Here is a 25,880-nt window from a genome sequence, read left to right on the forward strand (position 1 = left end):
CTCAGGTCGGCTGGGCCTGCACCAGGCGCAGCAGGTCGCGGGACATCTCCGCCAGCTCGGTGGCCGTCTGCGAGGTCTGCCCGGAGCTGGCCTCGGTCTCCCGCGAGGCCTGCGCGGTGTTGGACAGCGCGACATTGAGCTGCTCGACCGCGGTGGCCTGCTGCTTGGTGGACAGCTCGATCTCGCGCGCCGCGTCGGTCGTGGTCACGACCTGGCCGGCGATCTTGGCGAAGGTGGCGGCCACGTCGTCGAACTGGCGCGCGCCGGCATCGACCGCCTTGGAGCCGGTCTCCGTCGCCATCACCGTGGTGTTGACCGCGCCGCGCACGTCGTCGATCTGCAGGCGGATCTCCTTGGTCGACGCGGTCATGCGGTCGGCCAGCTTGCGGATCTCGTCCGCGACGACGCTGAAGCGCCGGCCCGCGTCGCCGGCCACGGTGGCCTCGATGGTGGCGTTGATCGCCAGGATGTTGGTCTGCTCGGCCAGCTCGCCGACCAGGTCCATCACCACCCCGATCTGCTGCGACTTGCGGCCCAGGTCCAGCATGTGGTCGACCACCAGGTCGATCTGCCGGCGCATCGCGGCGATGGTCTCGCGCGCCGCCTGCAGGGTGCCGTCGCCGCCGCGGGCCAGTCCGGCCGTCTGCTCGGCGATGACCACGACGCGCTGCGCGCTGTCGGCGATCTGGCGCGAGGTGGCCAGCAGCTCGGAGATGGTGGTGGAGATCTCCGTCATCGAGGTGGCCGTCTCGCGGGCGCCGGCGGCCTGCTGGTTCGCGGCCGCCTGCAGCTCCGCCGAGGAACGCTGCACATGCTTGACCGCCGTGCCCACCTGGCCGCTGAGCGCGCGGTTGAGCGTCAGCGCCGCCGCCAGCACCAGCAGCGCGCCGGCGACGGTGCCCCAGACGATGGCCATGCGCACGCCGGTGGCGGCGGACTCGACCTCCTGCGCGCGCTGGCGCAGCAGGTCGTTCTCCTCCTCCTCCATCTGGGAGATCACCGCGCGCAGTTCATCCATGCGGCGCTTGCCCTCGCCCAGGCCCTGGACGCGCATGGCCGCCTCGATGGTGGACGTGCGGCGCGACTCGATGCGCTCCTTGTGCAGCTGCATCAGGCCCTCGATCATGGCCGTGGCCTGGTTCAGCCGGGCCTGCTGCCCGGGGTTGTCGCGGATCAGCGGCCTGAGCTCGGCCAGCTGGCGCGGCAGGTTGGCGACGGCGTGGCGATAGGGGTCCAGGTAGGGATCCTCGCCGCTGAGCAGGTAGCCGCGCTGGCTGGTCTCGGCGTCCTTCATCAGGCTCATCAGCGATTCGACGTGGGTCAGCGCCGCATGGGTGCGGGTGACCTGGTAGCTGGTCTGCGTCAGCAGGTCGACGCCGCGATAGGCCAGGGTCCCGATGAGCAGCAGCAGCGCGAAGGACAGCGCGAAACCCATCGACAGCTTTCTTCCGAAGGTCCACATGGCACGGTGCTCCCTGTCATCGGCCGGCGGCGCCGGCGCTTGTCGTTGTGGTGAAGGATCCCGCCGACGGCTCGCCGAGCTGGCTGCCGGCGACGGCGGCGATCAGGCCTTCCAGCTCGATCAGCGGGCGCAGCGCGCCGCCGCAGCGGACCGCCCAGCCGGTGCCGGCCGCGTCGCTCTGCTGCAGGCGATCGCCAGGCGTCAGGCGCCATTGGCCGTCGAAGCCCTCGAAGGCGAGCGCCAGCGGCGCGGCGCGCGCGATGGCCCACCAGCGCACCGCCGTCGCGGCCCCGCGGCCGATCAGCGCGCGCAGGTCGTAGAGCGGCAAGACCTGCCCCTGGTGCCCGGCGAGCCCGAGCAGCCCGGGTGCGGTGGCGGGGTAGGGCGCGGCGGGCATGGCGGGCTGCAGTCCGGCCAGGTCGGCCAAGTTCAGGGCAAACGGGTCGCCGGCAATCCGGATGCCCAGCACGTCCAGGACGGCGTCGTCATCGCCCAGCCGTCGCGGCTCGGCGAAGGAGCGGTCGAAGGCCGCCCGCCATTCGTCGAGCTGGCCCTCCAGCGGGTCGGAGCGGTCGGAGCGGTCGGGCGTCATGCGCGGGCCTCCTGGATCTCGTCGCGGCACAGGCGCCGCAGGTCGTCGCGTTCGAAGCCGCCGCCGAAACGCCGCAGCCGCTCGGGCGATTCGTCGTCCAGCAGCGCCAGCGCCCGGCCCAGTTCGCGCCGCGCGGCGACGATCTCGCCGCGACGCCGGGCCAGCAGGCCCAGGCGCAGGTGGGGCAGGGCGAAGGCGGCGTCCTTGGCGGCGGCGCGCTGGTGATGCCATTCCGCCGCGGGGAGCTGGCCGCGCTCCTCCATCGCCAGCCCTTGCAGGAACAGCACCTCGGCCTGCAGCGCGGCCGGTGTCTGCGGCGCGATCAGCCGGGCGCAGGCGCGCAGGCCGTCCTCGATCTGGCCGGCCTCGACCAGCAGCAGCGCCTCGTCGAGCAGGGCCTGGTCGGCGTGGTCGGCGGGCCTGGCCTCGAATGCCGGCGCGTGCGCCAGCGGGGCCGTCGCCGGCTCCGGCACGGGGGCCGGCCAGGGAAAGGGCCAGGCGGGCGCCACGTCCGCGCCTTCGCGGCGATAGAAGAAGCAGCCATGCGCCTGGCGCAGCGTCAGCCCCGCGGCCTGCGCCTCGGACTGGCCGCGCAGCGTCTCCGCATGGCCCAGGAACAGCACGCCCCCCGGTGCCAGCGCGCCGACCAGGTGCTGGATCGCCTGGCGCAGCGCCGTGGGCGCCAGGTACATCAGCACGTTGCGACAGAAGATGATGTCGAAGCGGTCCGGTGTCCAGAAGGCGGCGTCGGGCTGCCCCAGCTGGCGGGGCTCGAAGCGGACCCGCTCGCGGATCGCGGGCAGCGGCGTCCAGACGCCGGGCTCGACGGCGCGGAACCACAGGTCGCGCAGCTCCGGCGGCGTCGCGCGCAGGCTCCATTCGCCGTAGCGGGCGGCGGCCGCGCGCGCCAGCGCCGCCGGGTTCACGTCGACGGCCAGCACCTGCCAGTCGACCCCCAGCGCCGTCAGGCCGGCGCGATGCAGCGTGATGGCCAGGGTGTAGGCCTCCTCGCCGCTCGCGCAGCCGGCCGAGAGCGCCCGCAGGCCGGTGGACGTCGCGCGGCGCACCATCGACGGCAGCAAGTCCACGCGCAGCGCGTCGAACTGCTCCGGGTGGCGGAAGAAGAAGGTTTCGCCGACCGTCAGCTCGGCGGCGAGCGCATCGAGCCGGGCGCGCGTCGGCGCCTGCTCCATCTGGTCCAGGAAGCGCGCCGGACCGCCCGGCCCGGCCACCCGCGCCAGCGCGGCGGCGAGCCGGTCGTCCTGGCGGTCGTCGAACTGCAGGCCCAGGCGGGCGGAGAGCAGCGTCCGCAGGCGCGGCAGCAGCGAGATCAGGGCGGCATCGGACGGCGACGGCCGCGTCATGAGGCCGCCTCCTGGTGGCCGATGGCGTCGCCGCTGTCCGCTGGCGAGAGGGCCGCGGTCGGCGGCAGCTCATCCGGAAGCAGCCGGGCCTGGTCGAGCACGGCGATCAGTTCATCGTCGCGCTCGGCCAGCGCGCTGACGGCACCATGGTCGCGGTCGCGCAGCAGCGGGGGCAGGGCGCGGAGTTGCTCCGCCGCGAAGGTCTGCAGGCCCAGCACCTCGGCGACCGCCAGCGCCACCCGGCGGTCGCCGGCGCGGACGACGACATAGCGGCGCACCGCCGCGGCGTCGGCCGGCGCGGCCGGCAATGGCGCCGGGAGCGCCGAGGACGCCGGGGGCGTCACCGCCGTGGCGGGCGCCGCGCCGGCCTCGGTCAGGCCCAGCAGGCCGGCCAGGTCGACGACCGGCAGCCAGTCGCCGCGGATGCGCGCGAGCCCCTGGACGTGAACGGCCGGCGACTTCAGCGGCCGCAGTGGCTGCGGCCGCAGGGTCTCCTCGACGGCATCCAGCGGCAGGCCACACAGCCGGGATTGCACCCGGCACACCAGAACCCGGAACATGCCATTCAATGGCTTGTGCATTCTTCTGGCTCCCTGTTTGCGCCAGTCTATGCCGGCGTCGGGCGGACAGGCGTTGCCGAAGGTCACTGGCCGGCGCGCCCGCGAGTCACCCAGCGTCGCAGAGAAGTCCACGCCTCGAGTTCGGGTAAACCCTCGAGCGTCGCCCGACCTCAGCCTGCCGACTCGGGTCAGCAGCCTGGCTTTTTTAGGTCTGCACCACTAAAAAGGGGTGGGCAAGGATTGCCTTTCCGACCCGGAACTGCTCAAAATAGAACGATCGTTCGTTTTATTATTCCGGGCATCGTGTCCACCTCCCCCGTCACCGCCGCCAAGCCCGCCGCCGCCGTCGCGCGCCGTGGCGCCCGTTCGCTCCAGAAAGGCCAGCAGACGCGCGCCGCGATCCTGGACGCGGCGCTCGGGCTGGCCTCGCACATGGGGCTGGAAGGCCTGTCCATCGGCGCGCTGGCCGATGTGACGAAGATGAGCAAGTCCGGCGTCTTCGCGCATTTCGGCTCGCGCGAGGAACTGCAGATCGCGGTGGTGCGCGAGTACCACGCCAAGTTCGAGGAAGAAGTCTTCTACACCGCGATCCGCCAGCCGCGCGGCCTGCCGCGCCTGCGCGCACTGTTCGAGCGCTGGGTGCATCGCACCTCGGTGGAAGTCGACTCGGGCTGCATCTACATCAGCGGCGCGGTGGAATTCGACGACCGGCCCGGCCCGGTGCGCGACGCGCTGGTCGGCATGGTGCGCGACTGGCACGCCGCGATCCGCAAGGCCATCCTGCTGGCGCAGGAGGTCGGCCACCTGGTGCCGGAGGCCGATCCGGACCAGGTGCTTTTCGAGATGCACGGCCTGATCCTGTCGCTGCATCACGACGCGCGTTTCCTGCGCAGCCCCGGCGCGCTCGCCCGCGCCCGCACGGGCCTGGAGCGCATCCTCGACAGCTTCGCCACGCCGGCCGGCCGCAAGGCCGATGCCCAGACGCGGCAGACGCCTCCTCACTCCGCCTCCGCGAGCCCGGCCCCGAGCCGCAAGCGCGCCTGAGCGGGGCGAGTCCCTTTCGATCCCTTCACAGAACCATTCAGGAGAGCCCTCATGCCTCAGTACAACCCGCCCCTGCGCGACATGAAGTTCGTGCTGCACGAGCTGCTGCACGCGGTCGACGAGCTGAAGCTGCTGCCCGCGCATGCCGAGGTCGACGAGGACACGATCAACGCGGTGCTGGAAGAGGGCGGCAAGTTCGCCGCGGAAGTCCTGACCCCGATCAACCTGTCGGGCGACCAGGAAGGCTGCACGCTGGACAAGTCCACCCATGAGGTGAAGGCGCCCAAGGGCTTCAAGGAAGCCTACGCACAGTATGTGGAGGGCGGCTGGCCCGCGCTGTCGTGCGACCCGGCCTACGGCGGCCAGGGCCTGCCGGTGCTGCTGAACCAGTGCATGTACGAGATGATGAACTCGGCCAACCAGGCCTGGACGATGTACCCGGGCCTGAGCCACGGCGCCTACGAGGCGCTGCATGCGCACGGCACCGACGAGCAGAAGTCCACCTACCTGCCCAAGCTGACCTCGGGCGTGTGGACCGGCACGATGTGCCTGACCGAGCCGCACTGCGGCACCGACCTGGGCCTGCTGCGCTCCAAGGCCGAGCCGCAGGGCGACGGCACCTACAAGATCACCGGCCAGAAGATCTTCATCTCCGCCGGCGAGCACGACCTGGCCGAGAACATCGTCCACCTGGTGCTGGCGCGCCTGCCGGACGCGCCGGCCGGCTCCAAGGGCATCTCGCTGTTCATCGTGCCCAAGTTCAAGGTGAACGCCGACGGCTCGCTGGGCGAGCGCAACCCGGTGTACTGCGGCGGCCTGGAGCACAAGATGGGCATCCACGGCAACGCCACCGCGCAGATCGTGCTGGACGGCGCCGTCGGCACGCTGGTGGGCCAGCCCAACAAGGGCCTGCAGGCGATGTTCGTGATGATGAACGCCGCCCGCCTGGGCGTGGGCAACCAGTCGCTGGGCCTGACCGAGGTCGCGTACCAGAACGCCGTCGCCTATGCCAAGGACCGCATCCAGATGCGCGCGCTGTCGGGCCCGAAGGCGCCGGACAAGCCGGCCGATCCGATCATCGTCCACCCCGACGTGCGCAAGATGCTGCTGACCGCCCGCGCCTACGCCGAAGGCGGCCGCGCGCTGTCGGCCTACGTGGCGCTGCAGCTGGACAAGGCGCTGTCCAGCGACGACGCCGACGAGGCCAAGGCCTGCGAGGACGAGGTCGCGCTGCTGACGCCGATCATCAAGGCCTTCATCACGGACAACGGCTGGATCGCCACCTCGCACTGCATGCAGGTCTTCGGCGGCCACGGCTACATCCACGAGTGGGGCATGGAACAGTTCGTCCGCGACGCCCGCATCAACATGATCTACGAGGGCACGAACACGGTGCAGTCGCTGGACCTGCTGGGTCGCAAGATCCTGGGCAACAACGGCGCGACGCTGAAGAAGTTCGGCAAGAAGATCGCCGAGTTCGTCGAGGAAGAGGGCACCAGCGAGGCGATGCAGGAGTTCATCAACCCGCTGGCCGACATCGGCGACAAGGTCACCAAGCTGACCACCGAGATCGGCATGAAGGCCTTCCAGAACCCCGATGAAGTCGGTGCCGCCGCGGTGGACTACCTGCGTGTCGTCGGCCACCTGTGCTTCGCCTACATGTGGGCGCGCATGGCCAAGCTGGCGCTGGAGAAGAAGGACTCGGGCGATCCGTTCTACACCGCCAAGCTGGCGACGGCGCGCTTCTACTTCGCCAAGCTGCTGCCGGAAACCGCGAGCCTGATCCGCACCGCCCGCGCCGGCCTGAACCCGCTGATGGAAATGGACGAGGCGCTGTTCTGAACGACAGCGTCGCGGGCGCCTCCTCGAGCGGNCTACGGCGGACCGGGTTCCGCCCGGCGCGATTGACGCGCCGCGACCCGGGCCCGCAACATCGCGCATCGACGCGTCCGGCACAGGGCGCGGCTGTACAGAAGAAACGGAGAGAGACACGATGAAACCGCTGTTCGCCACTGCCGTCGCCCTGGGCCTCGGACTGTCCGCCAACCTGGCGCTGGCCCAGGCCGCGACCACGCCGGTGGGCGTGTGGAAGACGATCGACGACGAGACCAAGCAGGAGCGCTCCACCGTGCGCATCAGCGAGGTCGGCGGCGTGCTCACCGGCAAGATCGAGAAGATCACCGATCCCACCAAGCAGACCGCCAAGTGCGACGAATGCGCCGACGAGCGCAAGGGCCAGCCCATCCTGGGCCTGACCATCCTGCGCAACGTCAAGAAGAACGGCAACGACGCCGAGCTCTGGGACGGCGGCGACATCCTCGATCCGGGCAACGGCAAGGTCTATCGCGTCCGCCTGCGTCCGATCGACGGCGGCAAGAAGCTCGAGGTCCGCGGCTTCGTCGGCATGCCGCTGCTGGGCCGCACCCAGACCTGGATCCGCGTCGAGTAAGCGACGCCAGAACCCCATCCCTACATCCCAGTGATGTCCATTGGAGAAACCATGAGTCGATTCCAAGTTCGCAAGGTCGCCGTGCTCGGCGCCGGCGTGATGGGCGCGCAGATCGCCGCCCATCTGGTCAACGTGAAGGTGCCGGTCGTGCTGTTCGACCTGCCTGCCAAGGAAGGCCCGAAGAACGGCATCGTCACCAAGGCCGTCGAGGGCCTGAAGAAGCTCAAGCCGGCGCCGCTGGGCGTGCCCGAGAACGCCGCGCTGATCCAGCAGGCCAACTACGAGGAGCACCTGGAGCTGCTCAAGGACTGCGACCTGATCATCGAGGCCATCGCCGAGCGCATGGACTGGAAGCTGGATCTCTACACGAAGATCGCTCCGTTCGTCGCGCCGCACGCGATCGTCGCGTCCAACACCTCGGGCCTGTCGATCACCAAGCTGTCGGAAGTCCTGCCGGAATCGATCAAGCCGCGCTTCTGCGGCATCCACTTCTTCAACCCGCCCCGGTACATGTACCTGGTCGAGCTGATCAATACGCCGACGACGAACCCTGAAGTCATCGACCAGCTCGAGAGCTTCGTCACCACGGCCGTGGGCAAGGGCGTCGTGCGCGCCAACGATACGCCCAACTTCGTCGCCAACCGCGTCGGCATCGCCGGCATGATGGCCACGATGATCGAGGCCGAGAAGTTCGGCCTGTCCGTGGACGTGGTCGACGACCTGACCGGCAAGAAGCTGGGTCGCGCCTCGTCGGGCACTTTCCGCACCGCGGACGTGGTCGGCCTGGACACGATGGCGCACGTCGTCAAGACGATGCAGGACAACCTGAAGGACGACCCCTTCTACTCGACCTACGCCACGCCGAAGGTGCTGGCGGGCCTGATCGAGAAGGGCGCGCTGGGCCAGAAGGCCGGCGCGGGCTTCTACAAGAAGGTCGGCAAGGACATCCAGCGCCTGGACTTCGCCACGGGGGAATACGTCGCCGGCGGCGGCAAGGCCGACGAGATCGTCGCGCGCATGCTGAAGAAGCAGCCCGCCGACCGCATCAAGCTGCTGAAGGAATCGAGCAACCCGCAGGCGCAGTTCCTGTGGTCCATCCTGCGCGACTCGTTCCAGTACGTGGCCGTGCACCTGGACACCGTCGCCGACACCGCGCGCGAGATCGACTTCGCGATGCGCTGGGGCTTCGGCTCGCAGCAGGGCCCGTTCGAGCTCTGGCAGGCCGCCGGCTGGAAGCAGGTGGCCGAGTGGGTGCAGGCCGACATCGACGCCGGCAAGACGCTGTCGAGCGCGCCGCTGCCCAAGTGGGTCTTCGAAGGCCCGGTCGCCGAGAACGGCGGCGTGCATTCGAAGGACGGCTCGTGGAGCGCCAAGGAAGGCAAGTTCAAGCCGCGCGCCAAGCTGCCGGTCTATGAGCGCCAGGCCTTCCCCGAATCGCTGGTCGGCGAGGGCGCGGTGGAGCCGCTGAAGGCGGGCACCGAGGAGTTCAAGAACGACGAGGTCCGCGTCTGGTCGCTGGACGGCGAAGTGCTGATCGCCTCGATCAACTGCAAGCTGCACCTGATCAGCCCGACCGTCACCGAGGGCCTGCTCAAGGCGGTCGAGATCGCCGAGGCCAAGTACAAGGGCCTGGTCATTTGGTCGCCGGACGACGTGTTCTCCGCCGGTGCCAACCTGGAAGCGCTGATGCCGGTCTTCATGGCCAAGGGCGCCAAGGGCATCGCGCCGGAAGAGAAGAAGCTGCAGGACATGATGCTGCGCGTGCGCTACGCCAACGTGCCGGTCGTGGCCGCGATGCGCGGCCTGGCGCTGGGCGGCGGCTGCGAGCTGGCGGTCCACTGCGCCCGCCGCGTCGCGCACATGGAGTCGTATGTCGGCCTGGTGGAAGTGGGCGTCGGCCTGATCCCGGGCGGCGGCGGCCTGACCTACATCGCGCGCCGTGCGGCGGAAATGGCCTCGGCCGGCAATGCCAACGCGGACATCTTCGCCTTCCTGAAGGATGGCTTCACCAACGCCGCGATGGCCAAGGTGGCGACCTCCGCGCTGGAAGCGCAGAAGCTGGGTTACCTGCTGGACAGCGACGTGATCGTCCCCAACAAGGACGAGCTGCTGTTCGTCGCCACGGCGCAGGCCAAGGCGATGGCGGACTCCGGCTACCGCGCGCCGCTCAAGGCCAAGTTCCCGGTCGCGGGCCGTTCCGGCATCGCCACCGTGAAGTCTTCGCTGGCCAACATGCGTGACGGCGGCTTCATCAGCGCGCACGACTTCCACCTGGCCTCGCTGATCGCGGACGTGGTCTGCGGCGGTGAAGTCGAAGCCGGCTCGCTGGTGACCGAGGAATACCTGATGTCGCTGGAGCGCAAGCACTTCTGCAGCCTGCTCGAGCACCCCAAGACGCAGGAACGCATCATGGGCATGCTCCAGACCGGCAAGCCGGTCCGTAACTGAGCAGCGCAGCCCACAAGGAACACATCATGAGCAAGCAAGTTCAAGACGCCTACATCTGCGCCGCCACCCGCCTGCCGATCGGCAAGTCGGGCCGGGGCTACTTCAAGAACACCCGTCCGGACGAGATGCTGTCCCGCGTGATCCAGGCCGCGATGGCCCAGGTCCCGGGCCTGGACCCGTCGGTCATCGAGGACGCGATCATCGGCTGCTCCTTCCCGGAAGGGGAGCAGGGCATGAACATCGCCCGCGTGGCGGCGGTGCTGTCGGGCCTGCCGAACACGGTCGGCGGCGTGACGGTGAACCGCTACTGCGCGTCGGGCATCACCGCGCTGGCGATGGCGGCGGACCGCATCCGCGTCGGCGAGAGCGAAGTGATGATCGCCGGCGGCGTGGAGTCGATGTCGATGGTGCCGATGGGCGGCAACAAGCCCTCGTTCCCGCCCGCGATCTTCGAGCGCGACGAGAACATCGGCCTGGCCTACGGCATGGGCCTGACGGCCGAGAAGGTCGCCGACAAGTGGAAGGTGAGCCGCCAGGCGCAGGACGAGTTCGCGCTCGAATCGCATCGCCGCGCGCTGGCCGCGATCGAAGGGGGCTTCTTCAAGGACGAGATCACCCCATTCGAGATCAAGGACCGCCAGCCCGACCTGAATGGCGATGGCGTGATCGTCAAGTCGCGCACGGTCGACATCGATGAAGGTCCGCGCAAGGACACGTCGATGGAGGGCCTGGCCAAGCTCAAGCCGGTGTTCGCCGCCAAGGGCAGCGTCACGGCGGGCAACAGCTCGCAGACCTCGGACGGCGCGGGCGCGCTGATCGTGGCGTCGGAGGCGGCGGTCAAGCGCTTCGGCCTGACGCCGCTGGCGCGCTTCGTGTCCTTCGCGGTGCGCGGCGTGCCGCCGGAGATCATGGGCATCGGCCCGATCGAGGCGATCCCGGCCGCGCTGAAGCTGGCCGGCATCAAGGCCGAGGACCTGGGCTGGGTCGAGCTGAACGAGGCTTTCGCGGCGCAGTCGCTGGCGGTGCTGAATGACTTGGACGCCAAGGGCATCGTGCTGGACCGCACCAAGGTGAACCCCAACGGCGGCGCGATCGCCCTGGGCCACCCGCTGGGCGCGACCGGCGCGATCCGCGCGGCGTCGGTGATCCACGGCCTGCGGCGCACCGGTGCGAAGTACGGCATGGTGACCATGTGCGTTGGCGCCGGCCAAGGCGCGGCGGGCATCATCGAGCGTCTGTAAGCGCTACTGCGACGGGCGCTGGCCCTCACCCCCACCCTCTCCCGCAAGCGGGAGAGGGAGTAATACCGGTGGCAGCGCTCGCTCTTCTTACCCCCTCTCCCGCTTGCGGGAGAGGGCAGCGGTGAGGGCCAGCAGCCGATGAAGTGCCGAGCCCTTCCTACTCCCTCTCCCGCTTGCGGGAGAGGGCAGGGGTGAGGGTCTTCGGGCTGGGGAGATCGTGATGATCAGTTTCCAAGCGGACGACGGATTCGAGCTCCAAGGCCATCTCTACGGTGACCCTGCGACGGCCAAGGCGGGCTTGCTGATCGCCCCCGCCATGGGCGTCGAACAGCGCTACTACGCCGCCTTCGCGCGCTGGATGGCGTCGCAGGGCTGGCTGGTGCTGAGCTTCGATTACCGCGGCATGGGCGCCTCGCGTCCCGAGTCGATGAAGCGCTCGCTGCGCGGGCTCGACGCCGACATCCGCACCTGGGCCGAGCATGACGCCGCCGCGGCGCTCTCGCATCTCAACAAGCTGCTGGGCGACGACCGCGAGATCCACTGGCTCGGCCACAGCCTGGGCGGCCAGATCCTGGGCCTGCTCCCCAACCGCTCGCGCGTTTCCCGCGCGGTGACCGTGGGCTGCGGCAGCGGCTACTGGCGCGAGAACTCGATCGGCCTGCGCCGCTACGTCTGGTGGCTCTGGTACGTCATCGTCCCGCTCGCGCTGCCCCTCTTCGGCTACTTCCCCGGCCGCAAGCTGCGCAAGGTCGGTGACCTCCCTCGCGGCGTGATGGCGCAGTGGCGCCGCTGGTGCCTGGACCGCGAGTACATGATGGGCGAGGGCGGCGACGCGCTGCGCGCGCAGTACGCCTCGCTGTCGGTGCCGATGCTCTCGCTCGCGTTCACCGACGACGAATTCATGTCCCGCCGCAACACCGAGTCGCTGCACGGCTTCTACGCCGGCGCGCATCCCGAGCTGCGCCGCATCGCGCCCAAGGACATCGGCGAGCGCCGCATCGGCCATTTCGGTTTCTTCCGCGATCGATTCGAGCGCAGCCTGTGGCCGCAGGTCAGCGGCTGGCTGGCATGATCGCGGCCATTCATTGAACGAGGAGAGTGCTCCATGAGCATCAAGACCGCCATCGTCAACGGCGTGCAGACCATCGAGATCGCACGTCCCGAGAAGAAGAACGCGCTGACCCGCGCGATGTACCAGGAGATGGCCGACGCGCTGGTCGCGGCCAACGCCGAGAACAGCGTGCGCGCGGTGCTGATCCAGGGCCAGCCGCAGATCTTCACGTCGGGCAACGACATCGAGGACTTCATGGGCAGCCCGCCGCGGGACGAGGACGCGCCGGTGTTCCAGTTCATGCGCGCGATGATCGGCTGTGACAAGCCCATCGTGGCCGCGGTGAACGGCGCGGCGATCGGCATCGGCACGACGCTGCTGCTGCATTGCGACTTCGTCTACGTGGCCGACGACGCGCGCCTGGCGATGCCCTTTGTGAGCCTGGGCCTGGTGCCCGAATTCGGTTCCAGCCTGCTCGTGCCCAAGCTGATGGGCCCGCGCCGCGCGGCCGAGAAGATCCTGCTGGGCGACCCGTTCACCGGCGAGCAGGCGGTGGAATGCGGCATCGCGAACGCGGTGCTGCCGGCCGGCGAAGTGGTCGCGCAGGCGCGCCGCGTGGCCGAGCGCTTCAACAAGCTGCCGCCGAGCGCCGTGCGCGAGAGCAAGCAGCTGATGCGCCGCGCGACCAAGGAGCAGCTGCTGGAAACCATCCAGGCCGAGGCCGAGATCTTCGGTGCCCGCCTGCGCAGCCCCGAGGCGATGGAAGCCTTCCAGGCCTTCTTCCAGAAGCGCCAGCCGGACTTCTCGAAGTTCTGATCGAGAGCGGCCGCCAGGCCGCTCCAGACGACACAACGGGCGCCGCGGCGCCCGTTGTCGTTCATGCACCGAGTCCGCTCACGCCGTCTCGGCCGGTCCGGCCACGCGGATCGGCAGGTCGTCCGGGTCGATGGTCTTGCCCGACAGCGCCAGGTCCAGCGCGTCGTGGTCCAGCGCGCGTTCCCACTTCGAGACCACGATCGTCGCCACCGCATTGCCGATGAAGTTGGTCAGCGAGCGGCATTCCGACATGAAGCGGTCCACGCCCAGGATCAGCGCCATGCCCGCCACCGGCACCTCCGGCACCACCGACAGCGTCGCCGCCAGCGTGATGAAGCCCGCGCCGGTCACGCCCGCCGCGCCCTTGGAGCTCAGCATCGCCACCAACAGCAGCGTGATCTGGTGACCCAGCGTCAGCTCGGTGTTGGTCGCCTGCGCGATGAACAGCGCCGCCAGCGTCATGTAGATGTTGGTGCCGTCCAGGTTGAACGAGTAGCCCGTCGGGACGACCAGGCCCACCACCGTCTTCTCGCAGCCGGCCTTCTCCATCTTCTCCATCAGCGAGGGCAGTGCCGACTCCGACGACGAGGTGCCCAGCACCAGCAGCAGCTCCGCCTTCAGGTAGCGGATCAGCTTGATGATCGAGAAACCGCACAGCCGCGCGACGATGCCCAGGATCACCAGCACGAACAGCAGCGCCGTCACGTAGAAGCTGCCCACCAGCATGCCCAGGTTGAGCAGCGAGGCCAGCCCGTACTTGCCGATGGTGAACGCCATCGCGCCCAGCGCGCCGATCGGCGCCGCCTTCATCAGGATGTGCACCATGCGGAACACCGGCGCGGTCAGCGCCTCGAAGAAATTCAGCACCGGCTTGCCGCGATCGCCCACCAGCGCCAGCGCGATGCCGAACAGCACCGCCACGAACAGCGTTTGCAGGATGTTGCCGTCCGCCAGCGCGCCCACCAGCGACTTCGGGATCACGTCCATCAGGAAGCTGACCAGCGTCAGGTCATGCGTCTTCTCGACGTAGCGATGCACTTCCTTCTGGTCCAGGTCCGCGACGTTGACGTTCATGCCGTGGCCCGGCTGCACCACGTTCGCCACCACCAGGCCGACGATCAGCGCCAGCGTCGAGAAGAACAGGAAGTAGGCCATCGCCTTGCCGAACACCCGGCCGACGCGGCTGAGCTGCGTCATGCCCGCGATGCCGGTCACGATGGTCAGGAAGATCACCGGCGCGATGATCATCTTCACCAGCTTGATGAAGGCATCGCCCAGCGGCTGCAGGGTGACGGCGAACTTCGGCTCGAAATGACCGAGCAGGATGCCGATCACGATCGCCACGACGACCTGCAGGTAGAGATGGCGGTACCACGGCACGGAGACGACCGGCGTGGCGGAGGCGGAAGGGGACAGCATGGGGACGGCTCCGGTTGAAGGCGCCGCTGGCGCCGTCACCGGCGTGGCTCGGCACCCAGGCGGCGCAGTATCCCACCCGCATCCCGGAGCCGGCTGCGGAATCTACGTACAAACCCTGGTGGCTGGACGCCCATTCGCACAGGCCGCACAGGCCCTCGCGGGCAGGCTCGCCGCGGCCGCCTAGGCCTCGCCGATGACCCGCGACTTGCCTTCGCGATCGATCGCGACGTAGGTCAGGTTGGCCTCGGTCACCTTGACCACATGCGGATTGGCGGGGTTGCGCTCGGCGAAGACCTCGACATGCACCGTGATCGAGGTACGGCCGATGCGGGTGACCTGCGCATAGAAGCTCAGCAGATCGCCCACCGACACCGGCTGCTTGAAGATGAACTCGTTGACCGCCACCGTCGCGATCCGGCCGCGAGAGATGCGCGCCGGCAGCACCGACCCGGCCAGGTCGACCTGCGCCATGATCCAGCCGCCGAAGATGTCGCCGTTGCCATTGGCATCGGCAGGCATCGGCATCACGCGCATCACCAGTTCGCGGGGGCCGATCGTCTCCGGGGAGAGCAGGCTGGAGGTCGAGGCGGGCGCGGTCGGCGCCGCGGGGGCATTGGGGGCGGTGGAGTCGCTCATGATCGGCAAACGGTGACAATGGCCGGCATTGTCGTCCAGCATGTCCGGCCCCGCCAGCGCAGGCGCCGGACCCGAGGCCCGACCCCACGACAGTCCAGCCCCTTCGTCCATGCGCCGCTCCACGCTCGCCGGCACCTCCGCGCCGACCCCCGTCCCTTCGTCCTCCACCGCGCCCGAGTCCCGGGGCGACTGGCACACCATCGGCCGCCTGCTGCCGTATTTCTGGCGCTACCGCTGGCGCGTCGGCCTCGCGCTGGCCTTCATGATCGGCGCCAAGCTGGCCAATGTCGGCGTGCCGGTGCTGCTCAAGCAACTGGTGGACAGCCTCGACCTGCGGCCCGGCAGCGCGCAGGCGCTGATGGTCGTGCCGGTGGGACTGCTGCTGGCCTACGGGATGCTGCGCCTGTGCACCTCGCTGTTCACCGAGGCGCGCGAGCTGATCTTCGCCAAGGCGACCGAGGGCGCCTCGCGCAGCATCTCGCTGCAGGTCTTCCGCCATCTGCACGACCTGAGCCTGCGCTTCCACCTCGAGCGCCAGACCGGCGGCATGACCCGCGACATCGAGCGCGGCACGCGCGCCGTGCATGCGCTGATCTCGTATTCGCTCTACAGCATCTTCCCGACGCTGGTCGAGGTGGTGCTGGTGCTCAGCCTGCTGGCGCTGAAGTTCGACGTGCTCTTCGCCTGGATCACCGGCGCGGCGCTGGTGTTCTACATCGGCTTCACCATCGTGGTCACCGAGTGGCGCACCAAGTTCCGCCGCCAGCTCAACGAACTCGACTCGCACGCGCACAGCAAGGCGATCGACTCGCTGCTGAACTACGAGACGGTGAAGTACTTCAACAACGAGGACTTCGAGGCCGCCCGCTACGACCAAAGCCTGGAGCGGCTGCGCCGCGCGCAACTGAAGTCGCAGACGACGCTGTCGCTGCTCAACAGCGGCCAGCAGGTGATCATCGCGGTGGCGCTGGTGGCGATGCTGTGGCGCGCGACGCAGGGCGTTGTCGCCGGGCAGATGAGCCTGGGCGACCTGGTCATGATCAACGCGTTCATGATCCAGCTCTACATCCCGCTGAACTTCCTGGGCGTGATCTACCGCGAGATCAAGCAGAGCCTGACCGACCTGGACAAGATGTTCGGCCTGCTGGCCCGGGAGCGCGAGGTCGCGGACGCCCCCGGCGCCCAGCCGCTGCGGGTGGCCGGCGCGTCGGTGCGCTTCGACGACGTGCACTTCGCCTACGAGCCGCAGCGGCCCATCCTCAAGGGCGTCAGCCTGGAGATCCCGGCGGGGAAGAAGGTCGCCGTGGTCGGCCCGAGCGGCTCGGGCAAGAGCACCCTGGCGCGGCTGCTCTACCGCTTCTACGACGCGCAGTCCGGCCGCATCGCGATCGACGGCCAGTCGATCGCCGAGGTCACGCAGCACAGCCTGCGCCGGGCGATCGGCATCGTGCCGCAGGACACGGTGCTGTTCAACGACACCATCGCCTACAACATCGCCTACGGCCGCCCCGAGGCGACGACCGAAGAGATCGAGGCCGCGGCCAAGGCCGCGCACATCCACGCGTTCATCCAGGCGCTGCCGCAGGGCTACCAGACCATGGTGGGCGAGCGCGGGCTCAAGCTGTCCGGCGGCGAGAAGCAGCGCGTGGCCATCGCGCGCACGCTGCTCAAGGATCCGCCGATCCTGATCTTCGACGAGGCGACCTCGGCGCTGGACTCGCGCAACGAGCGCGCCATCCAGGCCGAGCTCGAGGCCGCCGCGCGCGACAAGACGGTGCTGGTCATCGCGCACCGGCTCTCGACGGTGGTCGATGCCCACGAGATCCTGGTGATGGAGCAGGGCGCCATCGTCGAGCGCGGCACCCATGCGGCGCTGCTGGCGCGGCGCGGCCGCTACGCGCAGATGTGGGCCCTGCAGCAGGATGGGCAGGACGCGGTGTCGGCGTCGGCGGCCCCTCACGGCTAAACTCCCGCGCCGTGGAAACCAAATGGCTTGAAGACTTCGTGAGCCTGGCGGAGACGCGCAGCTTCTCCCGCTCGGCCCAGCTGCGGCATGTCACGCAGCCGGCGTTCTCGCGCCGCATCCAGGCGCTGGAGGCGTGGGCGGGCGTCGATCTGGTCGACCGTTCGTCCTATCCGACCCGACTGACCGCGGCCGGCGAAACCCTGCTGGGCCAGGCCGTGGACCTGCTCGGCAACCTGCAGGCCACGCGCAACATGCTGCGCAGCCACCAGTCGGCGGGGCAGGACATGATCGAGTTCGCCGTGCCGCACTCGCTGTCCTTCAGCTTCTTCCCGCACTGGCTGATGGAGCTGCGCCAGCGCTTCGGCGAGGTGAAATGCCGGCTCAACGCGCTCAACGTCCACGACGCGACGCTGCAGCTGAGCGAAGGCAACTGCGACCTGCTGGTCGTCTACCACCACCCCAGCCAGCCGCTGCAGCTCGATCCCGAGCGCTACGAATCGGTCTCGCTCGGCCACGAGACCCTGGCCGCCTATGCGAAAGCTGACACAGGCGGCGCGCCGATGTTCCGGATTTCCGGACACCCGGGCCAGAAGATCCCCTTCCTCAGCTACGCGTCCGGCGCCTACCTCGGGCGATTGGTGGAGCTGATCGTCAAGGACGCCGCGCAGCCGCTCAACCTGGAATCGGTCTTCGAGACCGACATGGCCGAGAGCCTCAAGGCCATGGCGCTGGAGGGCCACGGCCTGGCCTTCCTCCCGGCGAGCTCGGTGAAGAAGGAAGTGAAGGCGCGCCGCCTGGTGCGCGCGGCCGAGCCGGGCCAGTACGAACTGAACATGGAACTGCGGATGTACCGCGAGCGCCAGGGCTCGGCGCGCCGCGTGAAACCGGTCGCGCAGGCGCTCTGGAATTTCCTGACGCACGCCGCCGCCGGGCAGGCATGAAACCTGCATATGTAAGCCGTGCAACACCTCGAGATGCGTGATACTCCCTACCCAGCAAAGCAGCCGCTCATGGTCTGCTCTGCCGGTTGGGCGGCTCACCGGTCGAGCCTCCCTCGAATCCGCTTTTGAATCCGAACAAGCAGGAGCAACTATGAAGAAGGCATTGCTAGTCCTGGCCCTTGGCGCGGCGTTGGTCGGCGTGGCGCAAGCCGACACGCTGAAGAAGATCAAGGACACAGGCAGCGTGACCATGGGCGTGCGCGAGTCCTCGGGCGCGCTGTCGTACACGCTCGGCGACGGCAAGTACGTGGGCTACCACGTCGAGGTCTGCCAGCGCGTGCTGGCCGACGTGCAGAAGCACCTGGGCCTGTCCAAGCTGGACATCAAGTACCTGCCGGTGACCTCGCAGAACCGCGTGCCGCTGGTGCAGAACGGCACCGTGGACATCGAGTGCGGCTCCACCACCAACAACATGACCCGCGCCAAGGACGTGGCCTTCGCCGTCACGACCTACGTCGAGGAAGTGCGCATCGCAGTGAAGGCCGATTCGGGCATCACCTCGATCGCGCAGCTCAACGGCAAGACCGTGGCGACCACCACCGGCACCACCTCCGTCCAGCTGCTGCGCAAGCATGAGCGCGCCAACGGCGTGGACTTCAAGGAAGTGCTGGGCAAGGACCACGCCGACAGCTTCCTGCTGCTGGAGTCGGGCCGCGCCGACGCCTTCGTGATGGACGGCCAGATCCTGGCCGGCAACATCGCCAAGTCGCGCAATCCGGCGGCCTTCAAGATCGTCGGCGAAGTGCTGTCGGTCGAGCCGATCGCGATCATGATCCGCAAGGACGATCCGGCCTTCAAGAAGGCGGTGGACGACAGCATCAAGGGCCTGATGAAGTCCGGCGAGATCGCCAAGCTGTACGACAAGTGGTTCATGCAGCCGATTCCCCCGACCAACACCAAGGTGGGCCTGCCGGCGACGGCGGCGACCAAGGACGCCTGGGCGAACCCGAACGACAAGCCGGTCGAGGAATACGCCAAGAAGTAAGCACGGTTCCCTGAGCGCAAGGCGCCCCGCGGGGCGCCTTGTCGCAAGGGGGGCGGCCGGAGACTGGAAGGGCCGCGGCAGCGCATGCGGGCGGCCCTTCGCATTGATGGATGGAGCACGCCATGGCGAGCTGGGATTGGCAGTTGTACTGCACAGACATGGTGACCGAGGAGGTCGCGCCGAAGTGTTTCGGCGCCCCCGGTTATGAGACTTACCTGGACGCGATGATCCACGGCTGGGGCTGGACGATGTTCGTCTCGGTCCTGGGCCTGCTGGTCGCGCTGGTGGCCGGATCGCTGATCGGCATCCTGCGCACGGTGCCCAACAGGAAGCTGGCGATGTTCGGCGAGGCATGGACGGAGCTGTTCCGGAACATCCCGCTGATCGTCCAGCTCTTCATCTGGTATCACGTGATCCCGCGCCTGTTCCCGATCCTGGACCTGCCGCCCAGCGTGCTCGTCGTGGTCGCGATCGGCCTGTTCACCTCGGCGCGGATCTCGGAGCAGGTCAAGGCCGGCATCCTGACGCTGCCCAAGGGCCAGCGCTACGCCGGCCAGGCGCTGGGCCTGACGCTGCCGCAGACCTATCGCCATGTGCTGCTGCCGATGGCCTTCCGCATCGTCATTCCGCCGCTGACCAGCGAGAGCATGAACATCGTCAAGAATTCGGCGGTGGCCTTCGCGGTGAGCATCCCCGACCTGGCGCAGTTCGCGCTGCAGGCCTCCGAGCAGTCGAGCTTCGTGCAGATCTTCCTGCCCGTGACGCTGCTGTACTTCATCTCGGCCTATGCGATCAACCGCCTGGCCAAGGTGATCGAGTGGTACGTGCGCGTGCCCGGCATCCTGGGGGCGAAGTGACATGACGCAACTCGACTTTTCGTTCCTGACCTGGGAGGTCCTGTCCTCCTTCGTCGCCAAGGGGCTGTGGTTCTCGATCCAGCTGACCTTCTCGGCCATGATCGGCGGCATCGTGCTGGGCACGATCCTGGCGCTGATGCGGCTCTCGGGCAAATGGTGGCTGGAGCGTCCGGCGGCGATCTACGTCGACACGCTGCGCTCGATCCCGCTGGTGATGGTGATCCTGTGGTTCTTCCTGCTGATCCCCTACATCGCGGGGCCGCTGGGCGCGGAGAAGACGGCGCTGATCACCTTCACGCTGTTCGAGGCGACCTACTACTCCGAGATCATGCGCGCGGGCATCCAGTCGGTGCCCAAGGGCCAGGTCTTCGCGGGTTACGCGCTGGGCATGAACTACAAGCAGACCATGGGCCTGGTGGTGCTGCCGCAGGCCTTCCGCAACATGCTCCCGGTGCTGCTGACGCAGACCATCGTGCTGTTCCAGGACACGTCGCTGGTCTACGCGATCGGTGCCTACGATCTGCTCAAGGGCTTCGAGGTCGCCGGCAAGAACTTCAACCGGCCGATGGAGACCTACCTGGTCGCGGCCGTCGTCTACTTCGTGATCTGCTTCAGCCTGTCCATGCTGGTCCGCCGGCTGCAGAAGAAGATCGCCATCATCCGCTGAGGTCCGCCCCATGATTGAAATCAAGAACGTCTCCAAGTGGTACGGCCCGTTCCAGGTGCTGACCGATTGCTCCACGACCATCCAGAAGGGGGAAGTGGTGGTGGTGTGCGGCCCGTCGGGGTCGGGCAAGTCCACGCTGATCAAGACGGTCAACGCGCTGGAGCCGATCCAGGCGGGCGACATCGTCGTCGACGGCACCAGCCTGACGGCGCCCAAGACCAACCTGCCCAAGCTGCGTTCGCGCGTGGGCATGGTGTTCCAGCACTTCGAGCTGTTCCCCCACCTGTCGGTGACGGAGAACCTGACGCTGGCGCAGGTGAAGGTGCTGGGCCGCAACATGGCCGACGCCAAGACCCGCGGCCTGAAGATGCTGGAGCGCGTGGGCCTGATGGCGCACAAGGACAAGTTCCCGGGCCAGCTCTCGGGCGGCCAGCAGCAGCGCGTGGCGATCGCCCGGGCGCTGTCGATGGACCCGATCGTGATGCTGTTCGACGAGCCGACCTCGGCGCTGGACCCCGAGATGGTGGGCGAGGTGCTGGACGTGATGGTCCAGCTGGCCAACGAGGGCATGACCATGATGTGCGTGACGCACGAGATGGGCTTCGCCAAGAAGGTCAGCCACCGGGTGATCTTCATGGATGCCGGCAAGATCGTCGAGGACTGCACCCGCGACGAGTTCTTCGGCAACCCGGACCAGCGCTCGCCGCGCGCCAAGGACTTCCTGGCGAAGATCCTGCAGCACTGATCGCGGGCGCCCGAGGGCGTCCCCCGCATCGGCTCGAAGGCCCGCTCCGCAAGGTGCGGGCCTTCTTCATTCCGGCTGCCCACGACGCCCGCGCGGTGCTCACTCGTCCACGGCATGGATGTCCAAAAGACTCCTGGTCGAGGTCAGTGACGGCCGGCGAGGGGCTGCGAACAATCGGTCCCATCGCGATTCGGCCCGTGTGTGGCGAGTCGCACGAGGCGCGAGGTGATCCGTGCGGGAATCCGCCCGTGGGGTCAGGCCGTGCATCGATCCACGAGTCGCCAGGAGGTCACCGGATGGGCGCACAGCATCGCAGCCATTTCAGCCATTCATCGCCGGGCTCGCAGGCGAAGAGGGCTCAGCGCTGGCCGAAGGAGGAGTACGTCCGGCGCGTGGAGTACGACGCGAAGAACGATGCATTGCTTCAGACGATCCGTGCCGACATCGCCGGCATGCGCAGCGAGATGCGCACGGAGCTTTCCGCGATGCGCGTGCAGATGGAAAGCCGCTTCTCGGCGCTGACGGTGGAGATCTGCGCCGTGCGCAGCGAAATGCGGGCGGAGGTCGGTGAGCTGAAAGGCGAGATCAAGGGGCTGAAGGGAGAGATCGGAGGGATCAAGACCTCGATCAACGTCATCATGGGCGTCCTTGCCTTGCTGGCGGGCATGGGGGCCCTGCAGCTCCATCCCGTGATCCGGGCCATGTCCGCCGCAGCCCCGGCGCAGAAGGCTCTCGCGATGTACACCGTGCCTGCGCCGATGACGCCGGCCAGTGCGCCGTGAGGTGGGGTGCGACAATCCCGCCCCATGAGCGAAACCCTTGTCCTGACCCGCCCCGACGACTGGCACGTGCACCTGCGCGACGGTGCCGCGCTGCAGAGCGTCGTTCCGTACACCGCGCGCCAGTTCGCGCGCGCGATCGCGATGCCCAACCTGAAGCCGCCGATCACGACGGCCGAGCAGGCGCAGGCCTACCGCGAGCGCATTCTCGCCGCCGTGCCGGCCGGCGTGGACTTCGAGCCGCTGATGACGCTCTACCTGACCGACCGCACGCGCCCCGAGGAGATCGCCGCCGCGAAGGCGGCCGGCGTGGTCGCGCTCAAGCTCTATCCGGCTGGCGCCACGACCAACAGCGATGCCGGCGTCACCGACATCCGCAAGACCTACGCCACGCTCGAGGCGATGCAGAAGGCGGGCCTGCTGCTGCTGGTGCATGGCGAGGTCACCGATGGCGACGTCGATGTCTTCGACCGCGAGGCCTTCTTCATCGACCGCGTGATGACGCCGCTGCGCAAGGACTTCCCCGAGCTGAAGGTGGTCTTCGAGCACATCACGACCAAGGAAGCCGCGCAGTACGTGACCGCGGCGGACCGCTTCACCGGCGCGACGGTGACGCCGCAGCACCTGCTCTACAACCGCAACGCGATCTTCATGGGCGGGCTGCGGCCGCATTACTACTGCCTGCCGGTGCTCAAGCGCGAGGAGCATCGCCTGGCGCTGATCCAGGCCGCGACTTCCGGCAGCCCGAAGTTCTTCCTCGGCACCGACAGCGCCCCGCATGCGTCGGTGATGAAGGAGAACTCGGTGTGCGGCGCCGGCTGCTTCACCGCGCTGTCCGCGCTCGAGCTCTACGCCGAGGCCTTCGAGGCCGCGGGCGCGCTCGACAAGCTCGAGGCCTTCGCCAGCTTCCACGGCGCCGACTTCTACGGCCTGCCGCGCAACACGACGCAGGTCACGCTGCGCAAGATCGAATGGACGCTGCCCGAGTCCGTCCCCTTCGGCGAAGCCGCGCAGCTCAAGCCGCTGCGTGGCGGCGAGGCGCTGCACTGGAAGCTCGACTGAGCGCGGCGCCGCGGTCCACCGCGGCGTCGTGNGCGGCGCGTTGCTGGCTCACCCCGAATCAACTGGCCGCCGGCGCCACCGGCGCGGGCGCGGCCGCCGGCTTCGGGCGCAGCACCCACAGCACCGAAGCGATCGACAGCCCGGCGATGACCAGGTTGCTCATGGTGAAGAGCACCGGCGCGAGCGTGGTGAAGACCGGGTCGTAGCCGCGCTCGGCGAAGCGCATGGTGCCGGTGGAGATCGCGGTCGCGCCGAAGGTGAACCCCCAGTAGGACAGCGTGAACGGCTGGCGGATCCACGGCATCAGCCGCAGCACCATCAGCGCCTGCACGATCGCGTAGCCCAGCAGCATGCGGGCGATGAGGTCCGGCGAGCCGACGGTGACGGCCGCGTAGGCCAGCAGCGCGACCGCCGGCGGCGCCATCTGGATGCCCACCGTCGGGCGCAGCGCCGGCGGCAAGGGATCGACGGTCAGCAGGCGGCCCAGGATGATGGACTCCTGGACGATCCAGGCCAGCACGCCGGCGCCGAAGAACAGCTGCCCCCAACTCGGCCAGCCGAGCGCCGACAGCGCGATCGCGGACACCAGGTTGGCGCCGACCGTGGGCAGGTAGAGCACGGGCGTCGTCGTCTTCGGGTCGCGTCCGCCGCGCCACTGGCCGCCGTGGCGCCACAGGCCGAAGAGCAGCGAGGCCGCCGCGCCGAGCAGGATCAGCGCCGTCCCCACGCCGTGCGCATGCGGCAGCACGCCGATGCCGGCGAGCATGGTCGCCACCGGCACGAGCGCGATGAAGCAGCAGAGGATGGGATGGGCGGCCTCGGCCAGGGCCTCCTCGCGCGCGGCGATCCACTTGATCGCGAATCGGACCAGCAGCACCGCCCACACCGTCACCGCGACCGTCATGACCGACTCGCCGATCCAGGCGGGGAAGCCCCACAGACGCGAGGCCACGCGCCAGCCGTTGCCCAGGCCGGTCAGGCCCAGCACCATGCTGAAGTAGGAGGCGGGGACCGCCCATCGGGATGCGTTCATCGGGGTGCTCCTGCGCGCGCGGCGGCCGGCGAGGTCATGGGACGAGCGCACTGTAGCCGTGAACATCGCTCAGAGCTCGAGCGTCAGTTCATCGCCGTCCGCTCTCGAGACGCAGACGCACATCAACTGCTGATCTGACTTCTGCGCGTCGGTGAGCACGTCGTCGCGATGCGCGGGCGTGCCGGCGACCACGCGCGTGGCGCAGGTGCCGCAGTTGCCGATGCGGCATGAGGCCGGCACCCGCACGCCCTGCGCTTCGGCGACCTCGAGGATGGAGCGGTCCTTCGGCACGAGCAGGTCCTTGCCGCTGCGGACCAGGTGGACGACGAACTCGCGGTCGCCGGGCTTGGCGCGATCGGCGCTGAACTTCTCGGCGTGAACGCGCGCGGCGCTCACGGCAGCCCCCCGCGCGGCCGCCGACACCGCGTCGATCAGGCGCGAGGGCCCGCAGACGTAGACATGATCGGCCTCGCCCAGGCCGAGCATCAGCGCCTCGACGTCGAGGCGCTGCCCTTCGTCCTTCGCGTGGACCTTCAAGCGGTCGCCGAAGGCGTCGACCAGCTCACCCAGGAACGGCGCCTGCGCCCGAGAGCGCACCGCGTAGTGCAGCTCGAAGGCCGCTCCCCGCGCGACGAGCGCATGCGCCATCGCCTTGATCGGCGTGATGCCGATGCCGCCGGCGACCAGCACCGCTCGATGCGCTGTCTCGGCGAGCGAGAAGAGCGCCCGCGGCATCGAGGCGTTGAGCCGCAGCCCGAGCCGGAAGTCCTCGTGCACGGCCAGGGAGCCGCCGCGTCCCTCGGACTCGCGCTGCACGGCGATCTCGTAGGCATCGGTGCGATGCGGGCTCGAGGCGATCGAGTAGCTCCGGGTCGAGTCGGTGCCATCAGCCAGGCGCACGGGCAGGTCGAGGTGGGCGCCGGCGACCACCGCCGGCAGCGGCGATCCGTCGGCGGTCCTCAACTCGAAGGCCCGCACCGATGGCGTGAGCTGGCGCACGCCGGAGATCGTCAGCGCGAGCGGCCCGTCGCCCAGTGATGGCGGCGGCATTGACGCCGACGGCGCCTGCGAAGCGGCCAGCGCCGCCTTGGCGTCGCTCAGTTGCGCCTTCAGCTTCTGCACCTGCGCGCGCAGCGGGGCGGTGAGCGACGCGACCTCGGCCTCGGTGAAACGCGGCGTGATGTGCTGCGGACAGTTCCAGTCCCAACCCTCGATGCGGATCAGGAAGGCGCGCTCGACCGTCGCGCCGTAGGACGGATCGCTCACCGCGGCGATGGCCGCGTCGCCCTGCGCGCTGACGCCGGCCTCGACCAGCTCCACGCGTCCGAGCAGCTTCAGCCGGCGCCGATTCGGATAGTCCACGACGATCATCGAGAGGCGGTCGTCCTTGCGCAGGTTGCCGACGCTCAGGTACTGCACATTGCCGCGGAAGTCCGCGAAGCCGATGGTCCGCGAATCCAGCACCTTGAGGAAACCCTTCGGCCCGCCGCGGTGCTGCACGTAGGGCCAGCCGGTTTCGCTGACCGTGGCCTGGAAGAAGTGGTCGGCCTCGGCGAGGAACTGCGCCTCGCGGGGCGTCAGCGCCTCGCCGCGGTCGCTCATCGTGTCGAGGAAGGCGTACTGCTCGCGGCTGCCTTTCTCCGCCTGGACCTCGCGGACCGTCGGGGTGAAGGTGATGTCCGAATAGGCGCGTCCCATGATGA

The 25,880-nt window shown here is 68.9% G+C and carries 23 protein-coding genes; 15 read left to right on the forward strand and 8 right to left on the reverse strand.

What is annotated here, in order from left to right:
• Nucleotide 1: 1 nt before the first annotated feature.
• From ACTJKJ_RS02140 to ACTJKJ_RS02155, 4 genes are read right to left on the reverse strand one after another with little or no spacing between them, the layout of a single operon-like run.
• Entirely contained in the window at nt 2-1,462 is a 1,461-nt protein-coding gene (locus ACTJKJ_RS02140) for a CHASE3 domain-containing protein (protein WP_297382998.1), read from the reverse strand.
• Nucleotides 1,463-1,478: 16 nt separating this feature from the next.
• Complete coding sequence (locus ACTJKJ_RS02145; RefSeq protein WP_440819448.1) at nt 1,479-2,054, reverse strand: chemotaxis protein CheW; 576 nt, start codon at nt 2,052-2,054, stop codon at nt 1,479-1,481.
• Complete coding sequence (locus ACTJKJ_RS02150) at nt 2,051-3,418, reverse strand: CheR family methyltransferase (RefSeq protein ID WP_440819449.1); 1,368 nt, start codon at nt 3,416-3,418, stop codon at nt 2,051-2,053. Before ACTJKJ_RS02150 ends, ACTJKJ_RS02145 begins: the two co-directional genes overlap by 4 nt.
• Complete coding sequence (locus ACTJKJ_RS02155; protein WP_440819450.1) at nt 3,415-3,999, reverse strand: chemotaxis protein CheW; 585 nt, start codon at nt 3,997-3,999, stop codon at nt 3,415-3,417. Before ACTJKJ_RS02155 ends, ACTJKJ_RS02150 begins: the two co-directional genes overlap by 4 nt.
• Nucleotides 4,000-4,281: 282 nt before the next feature.
• Here ACTJKJ_RS02155 and ACTJKJ_RS02160 point away from each other — a divergent pair, with 282 nt between their 5' ends.
• The 7 genes from ACTJKJ_RS02160 to ACTJKJ_RS02190 all read left to right on the forward strand — a co-directional run bounded on the left by ACTJKJ_RS02160 (nt 4,282) and on the right by ACTJKJ_RS02190 (nt 13,027).
• A complete protein-coding gene (locus ACTJKJ_RS02160; protein ID WP_254783436.1) occupies nt 4,282-5,022 on the forward strand; it encodes a TetR/AcrR family transcriptional regulator in 741 nt (246 codons plus the stop codon).
• Between the two features lie 51 nt (nt 5,023-5,073).
• Nucleotides 5,074-6,864, forward strand: coding sequence for an acyl-CoA dehydrogenase C-terminal domain-containing protein (locus tag ACTJKJ_RS02165; RefSeq protein WP_440819451.1), 1,791 nt, complete (start codon nt 5,074-5,076; stop codon nt 6,862-6,864).
• A 151-nt stretch (nt 6,865-7,015) separates the two neighbouring features.
• Complete coding sequence (locus tag ACTJKJ_RS02170) at nt 7,016-7,471, forward strand: DUF2147 domain-containing protein (protein WP_091726161.1); 456 nt, start codon at nt 7,016-7,018, stop codon at nt 7,469-7,471.
• 51 nt (nt 7,472-7,522) lie between these two features.
• Complete coding sequence (locus tag ACTJKJ_RS02175; protein ID WP_440819452.1) at nt 7,523-9,919, forward strand: 3-hydroxyacyl-CoA dehydrogenase/enoyl-CoA hydratase family protein; 2,397 nt, start codon at nt 7,523-7,525, stop codon at nt 9,917-9,919.
• A 26-nt stretch (nt 9,920-9,945) separates the two neighbouring features.
• The gene (locus tag ACTJKJ_RS02180) at nt 9,946-11,160 is read left to right on the forward strand and encodes an acetyl-CoA C-acyltransferase (RefSeq protein WP_091726153.1); all 1,215 of its coding nucleotides are present in this window, start codon (nt 9,946-9,948) and stop codon (nt 11,158-11,160) included.
• A gap of 220 nt (nt 11,161-11,380) precedes the next feature.
• On the forward strand, nt 11,381-12,232 hold the full coding sequence (locus ACTJKJ_RS02185; protein WP_343604824.1) for an alpha/beta hydrolase family protein: 852 nt from the start codon (nt 11,381-11,383) through the stop codon (nt 12,230-12,232).
• Between the two features lie 33 nt (nt 12,233-12,265).
• Nucleotides 12,266-13,027 (forward strand): enoyl-CoA hydratase, encoded by a 762-nt coding sequence (locus ACTJKJ_RS02190; RefSeq protein WP_091726146.1) that lies wholly within the window; start codon nt 12,266-12,268, stop codon nt 13,025-13,027.
• A gap of 78 nt (nt 13,028-13,105) precedes the next feature.
• On the opposite strand, the gene ACTJKJ_RS02195 is transcribed toward ACTJKJ_RS02190, so the two are convergent.
• The gene (locus ACTJKJ_RS02195; protein ID WP_297389749.1) at nt 13,106-14,446 is read right to left on the reverse strand and encodes a dicarboxylate/amino acid:cation symporter; all 1,341 of its coding nucleotides are present in this window, start codon (nt 14,444-14,446) and stop codon (nt 13,106-13,108) included.
• Nucleotides 14,447-14,626: 180 nt separating this feature from the next.
• Nucleotides 14,627-15,082: an acyl-CoA thioesterase gene (locus tag ACTJKJ_RS02200; RefSeq protein WP_091731404.1), complete on the reverse strand. Its 456-nt coding sequence runs from the start codon at nt 15,080-15,082 to the stop codon at nt 14,627-14,629.
• Between the two features lie 109 nt (nt 15,083-15,191).
• Between ACTJKJ_RS02200 and ACTJKJ_RS02205 the strand changes: the two genes are divergently transcribed.
• From ACTJKJ_RS02205 to pyrC, 8 genes are all read left to right on the forward strand, one after another.
• A complete protein-coding gene (locus ACTJKJ_RS02205) occupies nt 15,192-17,048 on the forward strand; it encodes an ABCB family ABC transporter ATP-binding protein/permease (RefSeq protein WP_440819453.1) in 1,857 nt (618 codons plus the stop codon).
• 11 nt (nt 17,049-17,059) lie between these two features.
• Nucleotides 17,060-17,989: a LysR substrate-binding domain-containing protein gene (locus tag ACTJKJ_RS02210; protein ID WP_091726131.1), complete on the forward strand. Its 930-nt coding sequence runs from the start codon at nt 17,060-17,062 to the stop codon at nt 17,987-17,989.
• A 151-nt stretch (nt 17,990-18,140) separates the two neighbouring features.
• Entirely contained in the window at nt 18,141-19,034 is an 894-nt protein-coding gene (locus ACTJKJ_RS02215) for an amino acid ABC transporter substrate-binding protein (RefSeq protein WP_147240381.1), read from the forward strand.
• 122 nt (nt 19,035-19,156) lie between these two features.
• Nucleotides 19,157-19,891 carry an amino acid ABC transporter permease gene (locus ACTJKJ_RS02220; RefSeq protein WP_440819454.1) on the forward strand — a complete coding sequence of 245 codons (735 nt, stop codon included), beginning with the start codon at nt 19,157-19,159 and terminating at the stop codon, nt 19,889-19,891.
• Between the two features lies 1 nt (nt 19,892).
• Complete coding sequence (locus ACTJKJ_RS02225; RefSeq protein WP_091726120.1) at nt 19,893-20,558, forward strand: amino acid ABC transporter permease; 666 nt, start codon at nt 19,893-19,895, stop codon at nt 20,556-20,558.
• 10 nt (nt 20,559-20,568) lie between these two features.
• The gene (locus ACTJKJ_RS02230; RefSeq protein ID WP_091726117.1) at nt 20,569-21,303 is read left to right on the forward strand and encodes an amino acid ABC transporter ATP-binding protein; all 735 of its coding nucleotides are present in this window, start codon (nt 20,569-20,571) and stop codon (nt 21,301-21,303) included.
• A gap of 296 nt (nt 21,304-21,599) precedes the next feature.
• The gene (locus ACTJKJ_RS02235) at nt 21,600-22,085 is read left to right on the forward strand and encodes a hypothetical protein (protein WP_147240382.1); all 486 of its coding nucleotides are present in this window, start codon (nt 21,600-21,602) and stop codon (nt 22,083-22,085) included.
• Between the two features lie 24 nt (nt 22,086-22,109).
• Nucleotides 22,110-23,144 (forward strand): dihydroorotase, encoded by a 1,035-nt coding sequence (pyrC, locus tag ACTJKJ_RS02240; protein WP_297386079.1) that lies wholly within the window; start codon nt 22,110-22,112, stop codon nt 23,142-23,144.
• Between the two features lie 58 nt (nt 23,145-23,202).
• Here the strand turns inward: pyrC and tehA are convergent, their stop codons facing one another.
• Both tehA and ACTJKJ_RS02250 read right to left on the reverse strand, forming a co-directional pair.
• Nucleotides 23,203-24,177: a dicarboxylate transporter/tellurite-resistance protein TehA gene (gene tehA, locus ACTJKJ_RS02245; protein ID WP_440819455.1), complete on the reverse strand. Its 975-nt coding sequence runs from the start codon at nt 24,175-24,177 to the stop codon at nt 23,203-23,205.
• Between the two features lie 69 nt (nt 24,178-24,246).
• Nucleotides 24,247-25,875, reverse strand: coding sequence for a 2Fe-2S iron-sulfur cluster-binding protein (locus ACTJKJ_RS02250; RefSeq protein WP_297386075.1), 1,629 nt, complete (start codon nt 25,873-25,875; stop codon nt 24,247-24,249).
• Nucleotides 25,876-25,880: the final 5 nt, after the last annotated feature.

It is taken from the genome of Roseateles sp. 22389 (assembly GCF_052044995.1).
Lineage (GTDB): Bacteria > Pseudomonadota > Gammaproteobacteria > Burkholderiales > Burkholderiaceae_C > Roseateles.